General features: G+C 66.6%; 11 protein-coding genes. 3 read left to right on the top strand and 8 right to left on the bottom strand.

Annotation, left to right across the window (positions count from 1 at the left end; genetic code table 11):
- Window positions 1–216: 216 nt before the first annotated feature.
- The 3 genes from NNJEOMEG_RS16515 to NNJEOMEG_RS16525 are packed head-to-tail and all read left to right on the top strand — an operon-like array spanning window position 217 to window position 3,240.
- The gene (locus NNJEOMEG_RS16515; RefSeq protein WP_173086440.1) at window positions 217–1,683 is read left to right on the top strand and encodes a DNA cytosine methyltransferase; all 1,467 of its coding nucleotides are present in this window, start codon (window positions 217–219) and stop codon (window positions 1,681–1,683) included.
- A gap of 1 nt (window position 1,684) precedes the next feature.
- Entirely contained in the window at window positions 1,685–2,806 is a 1,122-nt protein-coding gene (locus tag NNJEOMEG_RS16520; RefSeq protein WP_173086441.1) for a protein NO VEIN domain-containing protein, read from the top strand.
- Window positions 2,807–2,808: 2 nt separating this feature from the next.
- Window positions 2,809–3,240 carry a very short patch repair endonuclease gene (locus NNJEOMEG_RS16525; RefSeq protein ID WP_235957011.1) on the top strand — a complete coding sequence of 144 codons (432 nt, stop codon included), beginning with the start codon at window positions 2,809–2,811 and terminating at the stop codon, window positions 3,238–3,240.
- Window positions 3,241–3,251: 11 nt separating this feature from the next.
- Here the strand turns inward: NNJEOMEG_RS16525 and NNJEOMEG_RS16530 are convergent, their stop codons facing one another.
- From NNJEOMEG_RS16530 to NNJEOMEG_RS16565, 8 genes are read right to left on the bottom strand one after another with little or no spacing between them, the layout of a single operon-like run.
- Window positions 3,252–3,488: a hypothetical protein gene (locus NNJEOMEG_RS16530; protein WP_173086442.1), complete on the bottom strand. Its 237-nt coding sequence runs from the start codon at window positions 3,486–3,488 to the stop codon at window positions 3,252–3,254.
- A gap of 3 nt (window positions 3,489–3,491) precedes the next feature.
- On the bottom strand, window positions 3,492–3,965 hold the full coding sequence (locus NNJEOMEG_RS16535; RefSeq protein WP_173086443.1) for a hypothetical protein: 474 nt from the start codon (window positions 3,963–3,965) through the stop codon (window positions 3,492–3,494).
- A gap of 50 nt (window positions 3,966–4,015) precedes the next feature.
- Entirely contained in the window at window positions 4,016–5,011 is a 996-nt protein-coding gene (locus tag NNJEOMEG_RS16540; protein ID WP_173086444.1) for a hypothetical protein, read from the bottom strand.
- Between the two features lie 2 nt (window positions 5,012–5,013).
- Window positions 5,014–5,337 carry an amidohydrolase gene (locus NNJEOMEG_RS16545; RefSeq protein ID WP_173086446.1) on the bottom strand — a complete coding sequence of 108 codons (324 nt, stop codon included), beginning with the start codon at window positions 5,335–5,337 and terminating at the stop codon, window positions 5,014–5,016.
- A 12-nt stretch (window positions 5,338–5,349) separates the two neighbouring features.
- Window positions 5,350–5,862 carry a hypothetical protein gene (locus NNJEOMEG_RS16550; RefSeq protein ID WP_173086448.1) on the bottom strand — a complete coding sequence of 171 codons (513 nt, stop codon included), beginning with the start codon at window positions 5,860–5,862 and terminating at the stop codon, window positions 5,350–5,352.
- Complete coding sequence (locus tag NNJEOMEG_RS16555) at window positions 5,859–6,728, bottom strand: hypothetical protein (protein ID WP_173086450.1); 870 nt, start codon at window positions 6,726–6,728, stop codon at window positions 5,859–5,861. The genes NNJEOMEG_RS16550 and NNJEOMEG_RS16555 overlap by 4 nt, the downstream gene beginning before the upstream one ends.
- Window positions 6,725–8,923 (bottom strand): phage head spike fiber domain-containing protein, encoded by a 2,199-nt coding sequence (locus NNJEOMEG_RS16560; protein ID WP_173086451.1) that lies wholly within the window; start codon window positions 8,921–8,923, stop codon window positions 6,725–6,727. Before NNJEOMEG_RS16560 ends, NNJEOMEG_RS16555 begins: the two co-directional genes overlap by 4 nt.
- The gene (locus tag NNJEOMEG_RS16565; protein ID WP_173086452.1) at window positions 8,923–14,247 is read right to left on the bottom strand and encodes a phage tail tape measure protein; all 5,325 of its coding nucleotides are present in this window, start codon (window positions 14,245–14,247) and stop codon (window positions 8,923–8,925) included. Before NNJEOMEG_RS16565 ends, NNJEOMEG_RS16560 begins: the two co-directional genes overlap by 1 nt.
- Window positions 14,248–14,304: the final 57 nt, after the last annotated feature.

Here is a 14,304-nt window from a genome sequence, read left to right on the forward strand (position 1 = left end):
TTGGCACTTGGTGTAGCCTGGAGTTTAATCGTTGTGATTCTGATGAGCCATGGCATCCTCTCCAACGCAGACTCTCGCGTTTGCCGCCATGCCCCTTCTTTCAACATCGCGACTATTCACTCCTTAGCTTTTTGACTCCCACTCCTCTCGATGGTAACTCCCCATGAACCCAACACTTGGGGAGACTTCGCGCGCCATGTTTCTGGAGATTTATCGATGTCCCTTGAAATCAAACGAAAAATTGACCGTCTGAAAAACGGAGGGGCTCCTCGCGTCCTTGATCTTTTTGCAGGCTGTGGCGGCATCTCATTGGGCTTTCATTCCGCCGGGTACAAGCTCTGCGCCGCCATCGAGATGGACCCGGTCGCCGCTGCCTCCCATGCTCTCAATTTCTACCCACATCTCGAAGAGAACGAACGGAACCGCCACGCCCGGAGCCGCGACATCGTCCTCACCGAGCCTCATCCGTTCATGCAGGAAATGGGCTTTGACGAGCCGGAGGCTGCCATTGACGTCATCGTGGGCGGCCCGCCCTGCCAGGCGTTCGCCCGCGTGGGCCGCGCCAAGCTGCGCGAGGTTGCCGAGCACCCCCACGCCTTCATAAAGGACCCACGCAGCGACCTCTACCTGCGCTACCTGGAGTACATCAAACAGCTCAAGCCGGTGGCTCTTCTGGTTGAGAATGTGCCAGACGTCCTCAACCACGGCGGCCACAACATCTACGAGGAGATCTGCGAGGTCCTGGAGGATCTTGGCTACACATGCCGTTACACGCTGCTGAACGCCGTCCATTACGGCGTCCCTGAAATGCGCGAGAGGGCCTTCCTGATCGGCTATGCGGCCGGTGTTACTGAAGAGGTGCTCTTCCCCGAGCCGACGCACCGCCACGTGCTCCCCAAAGGCTACGAAGGGTCCCGGCAGGTCGCGCTCAAATTCCTGCCTGAACCAGACCGCGACAGCCTTAATGAGGACAATTCCCGTTTCGTCCCCACGCCCAAAGGCACCCCCGGGCTGCCCCCGGCTGTTACGGCCCGGGAGGCTCTGCAGGATCTCCCCCCCATCCGGGACCACCTGAAGGGAAAACTGAAGAAGGGTCCCCGCCGGTTCGACATGCTCTGGCCATATGAAGAGTCCCGGCAGATCACCGAGTACGGCAGACTCATGCGGTCCTGGCCCGGGTTTGAGAACCAAGTCGGCATCAAAGACCATGTGATCCGGTTCCTGCCCAGGGACTATGCCATCTTTGCCCGGATGAACGCCGGAGACCAGTACCCTGAGGCGTATCGTCACGCCATCGACCTTTTCAATGAAAAGCTCGCCGCGTTGCAGGCGAAAGGACAGGCCCCGGCCAAAGGGTCCAGGGAACACCAGCGCCTCTGGGACGAGACCGTCCCCCCCTATGATCCTGGAAAATTCCCCAACAAGTGGCGGAAGATGGAGGCTGACCAGCCTGCAAGAACGCTGATGGCCCACCTTGGCAAGGACAGCTATTCCCACATCCACTACGACAGCAGTCAGGCCCGGACCATCTCCGTCCGGGAGGCGGCAAGACTGCAGTCCTTCCCGGACGGGTTTGTGTTCATCGGTCCCATGAATCCCGGCTTCAGACAAATCGGCAACGCTGTGCCCCCGCTCATGGCCAAGGCACTTGCGGAAGTCATGCTCAAAACCCTGCGAGGCTGAAGTGTCAGGCAAAATCGCTCTGAAGAGGCTTAGTCGGTCTGATCTCACCTTCTTCCAGCATCAACACGAAACACTTCATGCTGGAAATCAAAAAGCCATAAACCTAAACAAGGATGTGTTTATTAGGTCCTTGTTCCCAGCTCTTCCAGATACTGAAACTGGAATATCTGGCAGCTTTGGTCTAGATATTATGCTACTAGGTCCAGGCTTAAGTGGTGCCCTTCGACTTCAGAGAAAAATTACTAAGAATGGTGAAGGGTATAAAAACTGGAGACTCAATGGAGAGCTGATCCCTCGGATTGTTTCTGAGGATAGATTTGACCCACTTACCCCAGGTGACTTTGTTGTGTTTGATTTTTCAGGAGAAATAATACCATCATCAGCTCGCATTCTATTCGTTGCCGCATCACATCATGAAGACACTTCTCTACACAGGATACTCAATGACAGGCTAGGTAGTGCCAGCATGATCCCTCTGTCTACTACAGAGCTTGAAGGATTAATTGATGCCGCAGGCCTTACCGATTCGCATCCGGCTCTTGAATTCACATTGGATGAAGCCATCGAGGATGCTGCCTTAGGTGGTGTTGAAGGTACAGAACGCCTGTTCAGACGTCGTTCCGGCACCACGATGAACCAGGAAGCCCTGCGGCGCGCCCGGCTCAATGCGGAGGCCGTTGGCAGGGATGGCGAGGCTCTGATCAACTCCTGGTTTTTCTTGCAGACCCGCTCAGGATCAATCCGGCGCCACACCTGGGTTTCCGACACGAACGCCGTCGCTCCATATGACTTTACGATTGAGGACAATTCCGGCAACGAGATCAGGCTGGATGTCAAATCAACAGCCGGCCCTCATGAGCGCCCCCTGCATGTTTCCATGGCTGAGTTGCGGGAAATGTCGGATGAAGGACGACGCTACGATCTTTACCGTGTGTATGCTCTTGAAGAAGACTCCGCCCGGCTAAGGATAGCAGAAAATCTGTCTGGCTTTGCTGCCTCCTTACTCCATACTCTCGCAACTCTGCCGGAGGGTGTCACCCCGGATGGATTTTCGATCTCGCCTGAAGTGCTCCCATTTGGACCTGAAATCGAAATCCACCTGCCAGAGGAAGAAGAGGACTGATCGTGCAGGACAACAGCGACCGGACCGATGTCCTCACCGAGGAACAGCGGCACCGCTGCATGTCCGCCATCAAAGGGAAGAACACCAAGCCGGAACAGAAGCTGCGAAAGCGTCTCTGGAGACTTGGACACCGCTACCGCATCGGGCATGGTCTTCCGGGGAAACCGGACATCGTCTTCCCGTCCCGCCGCGTGGTCATCTTTGTTGATGGCTGCTTCTGGCACCGTTGCCCCGTTCACTTCCAGCAGCCCAAAGCGAATCACGATTTCTGGGAAGCCAAGATCTCCCGCAACGTTGCCCGCGACGCACTGGTCAACGAACAGCTTTCATCAACCGGCTGGAGCGTTGTCCGCATATGGGAGCACGAGGTGCGGCAGGATATCGAGGCTGTGGTCGCCAGGGTTAGGTCCGCCCTGGAAGAGCAGACCATCTGACGATCCAGCATCTACCAGGGAACCACCTTCCCTCCTCCCTCATCCGGCTCGATCGAGCTGCGGCAGTGCCCGGCCCCGAACACGTGGTCCAGGCACCACTCCAGGGCCAGGCCCATGCGGCTCCCGGCCACTGCCGCCTTGCCCACTCGCGAGGACACCGTTTCGTCCGGGTCGCCCCCGGTGAGCACGGAAAGAAACTGGTCCAGCCCCAGAAGCACGTTCCAAAAGTAGCGTCTGATCCTCACCATGGCTTACGGCTCCTCTCCGGCGAGAATCCTGTCGGCGCGCCCGGCGGCGATGAGTCCGGCCGTTTCCAGCGCCCGGATGGAGGCCACCGTGCGCGGATCGGTCAGGTTCATGTATTCGGCGGCCCGGTACTTCTCCCAGAAGACGGCCACGGACGGCACGGACGCTTCCAGGCCTTTCAGGGCTTCCAGCTCGGCCTGGGTGAAGAGGTCCAGGAAGTCGAGCTTGCTCATCCGGGCCAAGCCGCTGTCGGCGTCGCCGAATGGATCGTCCATGAACTCCAGGCACTGCTGCCAGCTTGTCGGAGCGTCCAGCTGGTAGGTGTCCTGCCCCAGCGTGTAGAGCAGCACCGGGTAGGCGCGAAACGTCGGGTTGATGCCGACGCACCGCGCGTGGTCGGAGACGATGCGGACGCCGATCCCGTCCACGTCCAGCATCACGTCCTCGCCCTGTGGAATGTCCACCCCCAGAGAGGCCACGAAAGCCCTGGAAGCATCGTCATACGGAGAATGCAGGATCACGACACCCATTAAAGCCCCCATGCGGTGAAGGTTGAAGAGTCGGCCTTGCCCGCCCCCCCGGCGGCAGGCGAGCAGTTGCCGGATTGTCCGGCTGCGCCGTTGGCGGTGATGGTCGGGGTGCCCGTGAGCGCCCCCCCGTAGAGCAGCTTGGCGCGCCCCCCGCCGCATCCGCCGGTTTCGTTGGTGCCCCCGGTGACGGGCAGGGCGTTGGCCGCTATGGTCAGGCCAGGCCCGACCGTGACGTCATTCTCGACGACAACCACCAGGACGCCGCCCGGACTCCCCTGGCGGTTCTGATCGCCGCTCAGGCCCTGGCTTTGGCAGCTTGGCCCTCCCTGGCCCCCGAACCCGCCGCGCCAGGGCCGTCCTTTGCCGCCGATACCGCCCCACTGGACGTAGTTGATGCCGCAATAGGCGCTTCCCGCGCCCCCTCCACCAGGACCGCCGGTCCCGGCAGCCCCTGCCGCGCCGCCCATGCAGCCCGAATACCAGCCGGACAGGGCCGCGAAATACCCGCCAGCGCCTAACAGCGTCTTGTCGATGATCTTGTTGGCCCCGGCTGTAAGGACGGCCTGGACCACACCCGCGTGATCCTTCCAAAGCTGCGGGTCTCCCAGGTACCAGCCTGCGCGCAGAAACCGCTGGAGGAGCGTCCGGGCATTGGACGTCAACGAGGCGAGCGCGATGGCCGCCGGGATGTCCAGGTCGTAGTTCTCCCAGTCGATGCCCGTGCACCCCTTCCCGTTCATGTGGATGATGGCGGCCGCGCCGGTCACGATCAGGTTCTTGCAGTAGAGGATGTGCCCCCGGCAGGGGTTTTCCACGGTCACCGTGGCCCCGTTCAGGGTGAGCGTGTCGAAAGGTGTGACCTGGATCGGGCCGTTCAGCGTCGAAGGGAGCGTGACCGTCCCCGTGAGCGTCTGGTTCCCCCTGGACGGATACAGCCTGAACAGCTGCTTGCCGCCCTGGATGGTCTGCCGCCAGGTAGTCGCCTTGACGCCCATGGCTAGCTCTCGTCGCCGCTGAAGATGAAGGACACGTTGGCCTGGTCGGAGATGACCCGCACCTTGTCCGGGCTCGCCGAGGCTGCAATGACCACCTTTGAATCGACGAAGAACGGTTCCCCTGCGGCCAGTGTCCCCCGCCAGATCATGCCCTTGGACGCGTTGGCCGAGGTCGTGAGCCTGACGAGGATGGCGGCCACGTTGGTCGCTTCGTTGTTGCAGATGATGAGCCCGGCGGATTCGAATTCCTTGTCGGCCGCCGGAACCACCAAATCCGTTTCCTGGGACACCGCGACGCTGTTCAGCGCATAGTTTTTCAGGGCCATGATGCGTTCCTTTTATCCGAAGGTGAATCGCCGCACTTTGCCGTATGCAACACGCGGCGCGTTCGCCGGGTCCTGCCCCAGCGCGACGCCGGCAAGCGCCGGAGTGAGCACGGCATCCACGAGCTTGCACGTGGTCAGCCCGGTTGCCGATGCGTATTCGACCGCCGCCACGTGCGAACGGGCCAGCGACGCGCCCAGATCGGCACGCACGGCCCGGCCCGCTGCCAAGTGCCCGGTCACGTCGCCCACGGCCGTGAACGTGGCCGGGCCCACGTACTCCACCACCCATCCCAGATCCTTCCAGGCGTCGGACTGGGCCTCCGCTGCGGCCGCGTCCTGGGCATAGCCCCGGGCAACGTCGGCCTGTTCACCGGCGAAGCGGCAGGCCTCGCCAACGTCCACCAGGGCGTCCGGGAATCCCTCCTCGTGGCCGTTGCCGCCGAAGCCGCCGGGATTGGCCTCGGTCTTGCGATCGGCGTTCCAGAACTTGCCCAGCAGGCGCTGGACCGCTTCCGGCAGGCTCATACGACCTCCTCGATGACGATGGTGTCCGACGACGCCAGGCCCGGCGCATCGAAGCCGATCGATGCGGTGTCCGCGAACCGGGCCAGGAAGGCGGTCTGCTGCAGGTACTGCTCGTCGCCGCTGTTGAAGATGAACAGGAACGGCTCGCTGATGCCGCATTCGCGCTGCATGCGCAGGAACTTGTTGACGGCCTCCTCGTGGCGCATGGCCTTGAGGCTGATCTCCGCGCGGCGGTACTTGGTCTTGCGCTGGAAATGCCGGGTGCCGCTCCCGACGATGGTCGTGGCGGAGGGGTCCACCCAGCGCAGCCTGGCCCCGTAGGAGAAGTTGATCCTGGGGGTCCAGTCCTCGACCACGACCAGGCGTCCGGCCTGGAGGTGCCCGCTGGAATTGCCCGGGTCCGAGAGGATCACGTCCATGGCCTTCCCGGCCAGGGTCGCTTCTAGGAGCCGGAAATGCAGGGGCCGCTCGATGCGCGCCAGCTCCTCCTCGCTGATCTGCCCCTTCCACCATCCGGGCGTGGACCAGCGCCTGGAGACGCTGTCGTACCAGCGAGGCCACACGGGGAGCGCCTTGCTGTCGTAGGCCACGGAGGTGCAGGCCGCGTCCTCGTAGAGGATGTGCCGGATGGTGGCGTCCAGGGAGAGGTTGTGGTTGACGAGCGCCACGGCCCGGACCTCGCGGCGCTTGTCGAAAGCGAGCCGCACCGCGCCCGAGCCGTCCTGGGCGTCGGTGGTGCGGGCCACCTGGCCCAGGTAGTCCGTCTGCAGGTTGGATGCGGGCAGGGAGGCCCGCCAGCTGCCGCCGGAAAGCGTCCCTCTGGCGCAGTAGTCCGGCCAGCAGAGCATGCAGTTCCTGATGATCATCCGAGCACCTCGATGACCGCCTCGTCCAGCTCCTCCTGCTCGGTGACGCCCAGCACCAGGAAGTTGCGCCCCTCGTCCAGGCCGAAGCGGTCGTAGACCACGGTCACCACGTCGAGGAAGTCCAGGTCGAAGACGCCGGACTCCCGGTTCATCACCACCGCGAAAGTGAAGCGTTCCAGGCCCGAGGCGTAGAATGCGAAGAGCGCCCGGGCCTGGGCGTTCACGTCGGCGAGCACGGCCAGTTGCGAGACGAAGGCCAGAGCGCAGGCCGCCGGATGCCTGGCCAGCACGGAAGGATCCTCGCGCCGTGCCGTGCGGTACTCCTCACCGGCCCAGCGGGCGTAGGCCGGGGACTGCTCCGCCACGATCTCCGCAAGCTCGCTCTTCCGGCGCACCGTCCAGTTGCGGACTCCGGAGAGCGACACCCGGTAGGGCGGCGCGCCGTCCGCGCTGGAGAACGGCGCGGACCAGTCCAGGGTGTCCTCCTTGATGGTGTCCCGGGTGAAGACGGCCTTGACCGGCTCCGAGCCCGTGAGCGCCCGCAGGCGGCCCGCCCGGAACAGGCCCGCCCGGGTGAAGCCCCACCCGGCCTGCAGGCCGCCGCACAGGGCGTCGCAGACCTCGGCGGCAGTGTCCGCGCTGCCAGCGGCCGTGAAGAAACCCACCGGCTGGGGGCAGGCTGCGGCCAGGGCCGCCAGGGAATCCTCATCGAAGGCGATCTCCTCTTCCGGGTCGTAGGCGGTCACGGCGTCCAGCGCAGTGGGTCCGGCGTAGCGTGACGGCGAGGCCGCAAGCTCGAGCTGCGCCCCGGCGGCGTGCACGCCCGAGGAGCCGTCCCCGGCGTAGGACTGCGCGGAGTCGTCCGCGAGCAACTCCAGGGAGGCGGTAAGCTGGGCGAACTGCCCGGCGTAAGGCTGCCCGGCCACGCTACACCGGATCCAGCCGCCCGGCAGGGCGTCCACCCAGGCGTCCGCCAGCCAGCCGTCCTCGTCGTAGGCCCCGCCCAGGGCGCTGCCGTTCGTCTGGATCTCCAGGACCATCCCGCCCTCGGCGGTGATGTCGAACAAGGCGGCCACGTTGTCCGCCGGGTTGCCGGAGCGCGCCACGCGGAGCAGCACGCGCGAGCGCCCGGCGGGCCGCACGTGCACGCTGAAGCAGTGGATGCCCGTGGCGCAGTCCAGGGTCTGGGCGAGGAGGTGGCCGCCGGTCCCGGTCCCCTCGGTGAGCCGCCAGACCGACATGGAGCCCGGGAAGGCCACCGAGGCATCCGGGGCCGCCGTAAGACCCGATGCTGCCCAGACGGCGTTGCCCAGAGCCTCGCTGTGACGGATCAGGTTGGTGCGCGGCATGCGGATCAGGTGCGCGGACACGGCGCGCAGGAGCCCGGCCAGGTCCTCCACGTAGACGCCGCCGAATTTCGCCCCGCGCACGTCGGCCGTGAGCGTGGCCGAGGCCTGCCCGGGGGCGCGCAGCAGGCCCAGGGCCGCGCAGGTGACCGCCTGGCCCCCGGAGACGGCGGCGGCGCGCAGGGCGGCCAGGTCCGCGCAGTCCTGGAGGATGTCCAGGGGCACGCCGTCGGCGCGCAGGGCCTCGAAGGCCTGCATCGGGCCGTCGTGCGCTTGGTAGATGTCGTCGGACTCGCTCACCAGCACCAGGGGGATGTCGCGCAGCCTGCCCAGGGCGATGGGCTTGGTCTTGCCCATGAGTTCGGTGTCGCCTTCCACGCCCACGCCGTCGGCGTTGTTGCCCAGATAGACGTTGCGCGAGAGGGGGTTGCGGTAGCGCTGCACGTAGTCGCGCAGCTTGACGGTCATGGTCTGCTGGTGGAACTCGGGCGCGGCGGCAAGGCCCGTCACCAGGGGCCTGAACGCGGAGCGCGGCCAGGCGCGGTCGCCCGCCAGGGAGCGCACGCCCCTGTTGTCGAAGCACAGGCGCTTGTAGTGGTCCAGGCGGCCGTCCGGGATGGCGATGGTCGCCGTGCCGTAGCCGCCCTCCCCGCATCCCGGCGTGATGCCGTCGCGAAAGACCCGGCGCTCGTAGTTGAGCGCCACCTGCAGGCGCGGCTCGTAGAACCGGTCGGGGGGATCGTCGGCCGGGCCGGAGCACCAGCCTCCTCCGGCCGTGGTGAAACAGAGCGTGCCGGTCTCCCCGGAGGCGGGGTCCAGATAGTCCAGCTCCAGCAGGTAGACGAGCATCACTGCACCCTCGAGGCCAGACGTTCCAGCGCCGAGGCGGTGCGCACGTTCATGGCGCGCAGCTCCCGCAGTTCCTGGACGATGGCCGTGAAGCCCGCCCGGGAGACGCCGATCATCGCATCGCTGTCCATCCCCACGGCCTGCCGCACGTCCCTGTTGGACCGCACATGGGCCGTGGACCCCGCGCCGATGGTCACGATCTCCGGCAAGCCGCGCTCACCCACCAGGAAGCTGCCCGGGCCGGTGACGCTGCCCCCTCCCGCGAACTCGCCGAGCCACGGCGATGCGGAAGGCGTGCCGTACATGGACTGGTTGAGGGCGTTGTAGAGGTTCAGGGCGTCCTCGGCCGTCCAGGCGGCCTCCTGGGCGCCGGAGGACGCGGGCGGGCCGTCCGAGGCGGACGCGGCGATGGCGGCGTCGGCCGTGGCCACGGCGGCCACGATGGGGTCGGTGTAGGAGCTGTCCACACCCAGGGCGGAGAGGGCCGAGGCGATGGCCTGCCCGGCCGTCTGGATGGACCCGGCCAGGATGGTCAGGTTGGCGTTGGCGAGGGTCAGCTGGTCCACCTCGGCCTGGATGGCGTTCACCTGGTCGTACTGCACCTCGAGCTGCTCCAGGAGGATGTCCGCCTCGGAGCGCGTGGAGGCCTCCAGGGACTCCAGGGTGTCGGTCACGCTTTCGTAGACGCCGTAATAGGTCGCGGAGGACCCGTACACGTCGTGGTACTTGGACAGGTAGGTGGAGGCGAACCCCGCCAGCCTGGAGACGTCGCCGGAATAGGTGGGCGAGGACGGCCCCTCGCCCTGCACCTTGGCCAGGAGCCGGTTGTAGTGGGCTTCCATCTCCGAGAGCACGCTTCGGTTGCTCTTGCCCGAGAGCGTGGTGTTCCACGACAGGCTCTGCAGCGTGGATTCCAGGGAATCGGCCAGCCCGGAGAAGGTGGACCAGGCGCTGGAGACGCTGGTGAGCAGCCCGTCCACCATCACCTTCTGGGTGTTGATGAGGGTCAGCTCGGCCTGCAGCGAGGAAAGGCGGGTCTGGTTGGCCGCCTGGACCAGCTGGACGGCCTGCTGCTCCGTGGAGGAGAACTGGGCCATGTAATCGGCCGCGTTGGCCCATTTGGCGAAGGTCTCGGGGTCGAGCCCGCCGGATGCCGCCTCCTCGTAGCGGTCCCAGAAGTTCTCCAGCGTCACCCCGGCTTCGCCCAGCTGGGCGATGGCCACGGCGGCCTTGGAGGCGTAGCCCTCCAGGGAGGCCTGCCACTGCTCCTGCGTGGTCATGGTGTACTTCTGCAGGATGGAGAACGCGCTGGTGACGTCCTCCAGCCCGCCCATGATGTCGGAGGCCTGGGAGACCCACTCCCCCTGGTAGACCACATTCAGGTAGCCGGTCAGGGCGGCCAGGGACGTGCCCGCCTTGTCCGCGGCGATGGACCCGGCGGCGTAGGCCGCGGAGATCCGCTCCAGCTCGGTGTAGTAGTCTTCCCCGCCCCGGGCCACGTCGTCGAAGGCGTCCCTGAGGTCGTTGGCCGTGATGACCACCTGGGACATGTTGGTGGCCACGTTGGAGGAGGCCTGGGCCACCACGCCGGAGTTGATGTCGAAGGAGAGCGGGAAGGAATAGGTGGACCAGGAGGAGAGGTCCATGCCCAGGTCCTGGGCGCGGGAGCGGACGTTGGAGCTGTCCCTGGTCCAGGCGGTGTTCCAGGCCTTGGCCAGGGCCGGATCCAGGCTGGTCCACTGCTTGTTGTGCGTGGTCTCCGAGGAGCCGAACAGGCCCGAGGTGGTGGTCCGGTTGGATGCCCAGCCGGAGAGGACGGAAGAGAGGGGCGCGGTGACGGTCACCGTGGCCCCGGTCTCGCCGGTGAGCGAGGTCTCGGACGTGGTGGAGCCGGTGAGCAGAGAGCCCACCACGCCGCCCAGCACCGCGCCGACGGGGCCTGCCACGCTGCCCAGGGCGGTCCCGGCCAGCATGGAGGACGTGCCCGCGATGGCCCCGGCGGCCCCGCCCAGCGCGCCGCCGACGGTGCCGCCCACCGTGCCCGTGCCGTTGGGGTAGATCAGGCTGGAGACGCCGTAGCCCAGGCCCGCGCCCATGAGCGCTCCGGACGCGGCCGTGCCCAGGCCGCCCGTGACCGACGTGGTGAGCCCGGAGGAATTGAGCGAGGACACGGCGGCCCGGTCCCCGGCCATGAGGGCCTGATAGCCCGTCATGTCGGACCCGGCCATGCCCGACGAGAACGCCGTGGACGCCGAGGAGACCGCACTGGACGAATAGCCGGAGACGAGCGAGCCCAGGCCGAAGTTGTCGTAGCCCCACTGGTTGAGGCTCTGCACCCAGCCGGATTCCTTGCCCAGGCTGCCCTTGATCAGGTCCCCCAGGAAGTTCCCGGACGATCCGGACTGCCGCCCCTGGACCGTCGCCCTCCCGGAAGCCTGACCCACGGCGGTCATGGAGCCGTCCCGGGCCACGGCGTAGGTCACGCCGTCCAGGGCGACCATGCGCATGCCCGAAGACGCCGCGAAGCTGTCCAGGGAGACGCCGGGAACCGTCGCGCCGGAAGCCCCGCCCGCTCCGGCGATCACGGCGGAGGGCGTCCCGGCCCCGAAGGACGCGGCCGGGACGCCGAAACCCCGGAGCCCCATCCGGGCGGAAACGTCCTCGCCCAGCAGCAGGGAGATGGCGTTGGAGGTGGGCAGGGAGCTGGTGATGCGCTGCGCGCCCAGGGCGCCCGTGAACGCGCCCAGCAGGCCTGCGCTCCCGGCGGCGGACTCCACGGCGGAGACGGTGTCTCCGTTCACCAGGCCGTAGGCGCCGGAGCGGGACCCGGAGCCGCCCGTGCCGAAGAGGGCCTCCAGGGCGGGTCTGAAGAGGTACTTGTCGGTGCCGATCTTCAGGAGGTCCGTGAAGAAGGAGGAGAAGGCCTGCTTGAGCTGGGCCAGGAACTGCTGGACGTAGTTTCCGGCCTCCTTGAGCTTGCCGGTGAGGGCGTCTCCGCCGATCTGGCCGAATGTCCAGTTCACCGCGTCGGCCACGCCGCCTATGCCCTTCGTCACCGCGTCGGCCGTCTGCCGCCAGGTCTCCACAATCTGGCCCTGGGCGCTCCTGTAGAGGCCGGAATTGAGGGCCACGCGATCCGCCAGATAGGCCCCGAAGCTCTCCTCGGTGCCGATGCGGGCCTCCAGCGCCTGCTTGTTCAGCTCGTCGAGCTTGCGGGCCTCCACGGCGCGGATGGCCGATTCGTCCACGCCGCGCTTGCGCAGGTAGTCGAGGGTGGCGTCGATGCCCTGCATCTTCCGGGCGATGTAGCCTTCGTCCAGCCTGGCCAGGTCGCCCAGGGCCGCGTTCTCGATCTGGAACCGCTCCTCGGCGGCGCGGCGGTGGAGCGTGGCGATCTCCCGCCCCTTCTCCTCTTCGCTGCGCCTGGCGTCCCCGGCGATGGCGTCGTATTCCTTGGCGAAGTTCACGGAGAGCTGCTTGAGCTTGCCCTCCACGGCGTGCGACGGGTCGCCAAGCAGATCGCCCAGTTTGGCCTGGGAAGCCCCGTAGGAGCCCAGCACATCGCGGGCGTGCTCGATCTCGTTGCCCGCCAGCTTGATGCCCAGGCGGTAGGTGGCCCAGTACCAGCCCGCCCGTTCCAGGGCCTCCTTGTTGGCTCCCTCGTAGGCCTGGAGCTTCTTGGTGAGCTCGTTGATCTCGTTGGCGTAGTCCTTCCAGGCGGCCAGGTCCCTGGAGCCGTACTTGTCCCCCAGCAGGGCCGCCTGCTCGGAGAGGGCCGCCCCGGAGAGGGAGTCGATGTGCTTCTTGAGGTCCAGCCCGGAGTCCCCGCCGGATTTGCCGCCCGGCGGAGGGGCCAGCGGCGAGGGCGGCTTGATGGAGCCGGGGGGCGTGGCGTTGGGCAGGGGCGTGCCGTCCGGCGTCCGTCCCGAAAGCGCGGGGACCACGCCCTTGGGGCCGGGGCCGTTTCGCACGGCGTTCTCCAGCCAGGCGGGGACCATGCTTTCGCCGAACTGGGCCAGGGTGTCGCGCGTGAAGGTCAGGAACCCCTGGTAATAGCCCTTGAGCATCTCGATCCAGTCGCCCACGAACGTGCCCACGCGGTCCCAGGCCGTGGTGACGGCCTCCACGAAGGTGGTCTGGCCCCACTCCACCTGATGGGCCAGGGCGTTGAGATCGGCCCCGAGCTGCGCCCAGAGCATGGCCTTACGCTCGGCCCAGGCCTTCTCCTCGGCCGCTTCGGCCCGGCGCTCGCTCTGGATCCGGCGCATGTTGTCGGCCATCTCCTTGGTGTAGATGGTGCCGATGCGCCGTGCCTCCTCCAGGCGCGTCTGGTTGGCCCCGCCCCCTTCGTTCAGGAGCGCCAGGGTCTCCTTGTCCACGCTTCCGATGATGTTCTGGAGGACGCCCAGGCGCTTTCCCGCGTCCTCTCCGGCGGCGGACCAGCTCCTGGTGGCGTCGGCCAGCTCAACCCAGAGCTGTCCGGCGTTCTTGAGGTTGCCCTGGGAGTCCCGGACGTCGATGCCCACGGCGGCCAGCTGTTCCCTGGCCAGCCGGGCCGCGTCCGACTGCCCCGTGGTCGCCTCGGTGAGCGCCCGGAAACGCGCGGCCATGGACTCCAGGCTCTGGCCGGTGTCGTCGGCGTAGCGCTTCAGGACGGAAAGCTCCTCCACGGACTGTCCGGTGACCCCGGACATGGCCCCGAGGTCGGCGGCCGTGGTCACGGCCTGCTGCCCGAGCTTCAGGAACACGTCGGAGGCCCCGCGCAGGAACTCCTGGACGAAGTACTTCGCCGCCTCCTGCCCTGCCTGACCGAACCCGCCGGAGATGTCCCCAGCGGCCTGGGCAACGGACCGGCCCATGTCGCCCATGGCCGCCTTGAAGTTGGCGGCCATGTCCTGGCCCTGGCGGGTCAGGCTGCCGTAGGCGGCCTCGAACCCGGAGGAGATGCGCCCCGCGGCCTGGGAGGCCGCCTCGGACATCTGGCTGTAGTAGCGCCGGGCCTCGTCGGGGTTGGAGTAGGCCCAGTATCCGGCAGTCGCCGCGGCCGCCAGGGCGATCTTGCCCTTGTTGCGGGAGAGGAACTCCTCGGTCTCCCGCTCCATGTCCGTCAGGTAGTCCCTGGCCTTGGCGAGGCCTTCGCCGAGGGCCTGGGCCATGTCCTGCCCGGCCTGTTTGGCCTTGCTCTTGGCCGCGGTGAAGCCGTCGCCCACGGCCTGGGCCAGATCCTGGCCGTGCTTGGCGAAGCGTTCCTTGCCGTCGCGGAAATCCTGCTCCAGCTGGCCGTAATCGGCCGCGACGCCGACGGTGACGTTGCCCAGGCGCACTAGGCATCCCTCCCGGGCACGCTAAATGTTGCAAACCTCGCGACCGGCATGCTTACT

This window comes from Fundidesulfovibrio magnetotacticus, from assembly GCF_013019105.1.
Taxonomy (GTDB): Bacteria; Desulfobacterota; Desulfovibrionia; order Desulfovibrionales; family Desulfovibrionaceae; genus Fundidesulfovibrio; species Fundidesulfovibrio magnetotacticus.

Excerpts from the sequence above, each read along its gene's own strand:
- NNJEOMEG_RS16550 (WP_173086448.1), bottom strand. The coding sequence starts at position 5,862 with ATGAGCCTGCCGGAAGCGGTCCAGCGCCTGCTGGGCAAGTTCTGGAAC.
- NNJEOMEG_RS16530 (WP_173086442.1), bottom strand. The coding sequence starts at position 3,488 with ATGGTGAGGATCAGACGCTACTTTTGGAACGTGCTTCTGGGGCTGGAC.
- NNJEOMEG_RS16545 (WP_173086446.1), bottom strand. The coding sequence starts at position 5,337 with ATGGCCCTGAAAAACTATGCGCTGAACAGCGTCGCGGTGTCCCAGGAA.
- NNJEOMEG_RS16540 (WP_173086444.1), bottom strand. The coding sequence starts at position 5,011 with ATGGGCGTCAAGGCGACTACCTGGCGGCAGACCATCCAGGGCGGCAAG.
- NNJEOMEG_RS16515 (WP_173086440.1), top strand. The coding sequence starts at position 217 with ATGTCCCTTGAAATCAAACGAAAAATTGACCGTCTGAAAAACGGAGGG.
- NNJEOMEG_RS16555 (WP_173086450.1), bottom strand. The coding sequence starts at position 6,728 with ATGATCATCAGGAACTGCATGCTCTGCTGGCCGGACTACTGCGCCAGA.
- NNJEOMEG_RS16560 (WP_173086451.1), bottom strand. The coding sequence starts at position 8,923 with ATGCTCGTCTACCTGCTGGAGCTGGACTATCTGGACCCCGCCTCCGGG.